Genomic DNA, 1,448 nt, shown 5'->3' on the forward strand with positions numbered 1-1,448 from the left:
GATTCAACCGGTGGAAGCAACACCTCGATTATGAAGGTGGAATATGGGACGTCCGAAGGGTTGGATGGCCACGCAACTCGGGCGGGAGCCGATGCGGTCGCCGGGCCGACCGCCGGCGTGGCGCCGGGAGCACCGGCAGGATTTCTGGGACCTCGTCGGGCAGGGTGTCTCGAGCGAGGAGGCTGGCGAGCGGGCCGGCGTGTCGGCGCCGGTCGGGACTCGCTTCTTCCGTCACGCTGGCGGGATGAGAGACGTCAGCAAGGCACCGCTCTCAGGAAGATTCTTGTCCTTCGTCGAGCGTGAGGAGATCGCGATCCTGCGGGCCCAGAGCGCTGGAGTTCGTGAGATCGCGCTGGCGTTGAGCCGATCCCCGTCGACGATCTCACGTGAGCTGCGGCGCAACGCGGCATCGCGCGGCGGCAAGTCTGAATACCGTGCCACGAGCGCCCAGTGGCACTGCGACCGGCGTGCCCGCCGACCCAAGACCGCCAAGCTCGCGGGAAGCCCCCGGTTGCGCGAGTACGTGCAGTCTCGGTTGGATGGAACGGTCACGCGCGCTGACGGCACGCCCGCTGCAGCTCCCGGGATCAGGGCGTGGAACGGGCGTCGTCATGGGCCACGCCAGGATCGCCGCTGGTCCACAGCGTGGAGTCCGGAGCAGATCGCCGGTCGGTTCAAAGTTGATTTCCCAGACGATGGGAGCATGAGAATCTCGCATGAGGCGATCTACCAGGCCCTCTACATCGAAAATCGTGGCGCGCTGCGTCGCGAGCTGACCACCGCCTTGCGGACTGGTCGGGCGCTGCGAGTGCCGTGGGCCCGTGCCAAGCGCGGCAAGAGCTTCCTGACAGAGGAGGTCATGATCGCCGCCCGACCCGCGGAAGCCAACGACAGGGTCGTGCCCGGGCACTGGGAAGGGGACCTGATCGTCGGGCTGGGCGGGGTCGCGATCGGGACCCTCGTCGAACGCACCACGAGGTTCACGATGCTGTTGCACCTGCCTCCGATGGGCAAGCACAAGATGGTCGGCGCGCAGGCCAAGAACGGGCCAGCGACGGCCGGACACGGCGCCGATGCCGTCTGTGATGCGATCGCCCGGACCATCACGGGCCTGCCCGCGACCCTGCGCAAGTCGCTGACCTGGGACCAGGGCGCCGAGATGGCCCAACACGCCCGACTCCGCATCCAAACAGGACTGCCGATCTACTTCGCTGATCCCCATTCGCCCTGGCAGCGGCCCAGCAACGAGAACACCAACGGGCTACTACGCCAGTACTTCCCCAAAGGCACCGACTTCACCCGCTACGCCCTCGTCGATCTCGAAGGCGTCGCCAAGACCCTGAACGAACGCCCTCGTAAGACACTCGGATTCAAGACGCCAGCCGAAGCGATGAACGAGCTACTCTTCATCGCAAACACCGGTGTTGCGACCACCGGTTGAATCCGCC

Annotated in this window: 1 protein-coding gene; it reads left to right on the top strand. The window is 66.4% G+C overall.

Going from position 1 to position 1,448, the window contains the following annotated elements; genetic code table 11:
* Window positions 1-43: 43 nt before the first annotated feature.
* Complete coding sequence (locus CXY82_RS00070) at window positions 44-1,441, top strand: IS30 family transposase (protein WP_370443657.1); 1,398 nt, start codon at window positions 44-46, stop codon at window positions 1,439-1,441.
* The last annotated feature ends 7 nt before the right edge of the window (window positions 1,442-1,448 follow it).

The sequence above is a fragment of the Cryobacterium sp. M23 genome, from assembly GCF_002929655.1.
In the GTDB taxonomy this organism is placed as follows: Bacteria; Actinomycetota; Actinomycetes; order Actinomycetales; family Microbacteriaceae; genus Cryobacterium; species Cryobacterium sandaracinum.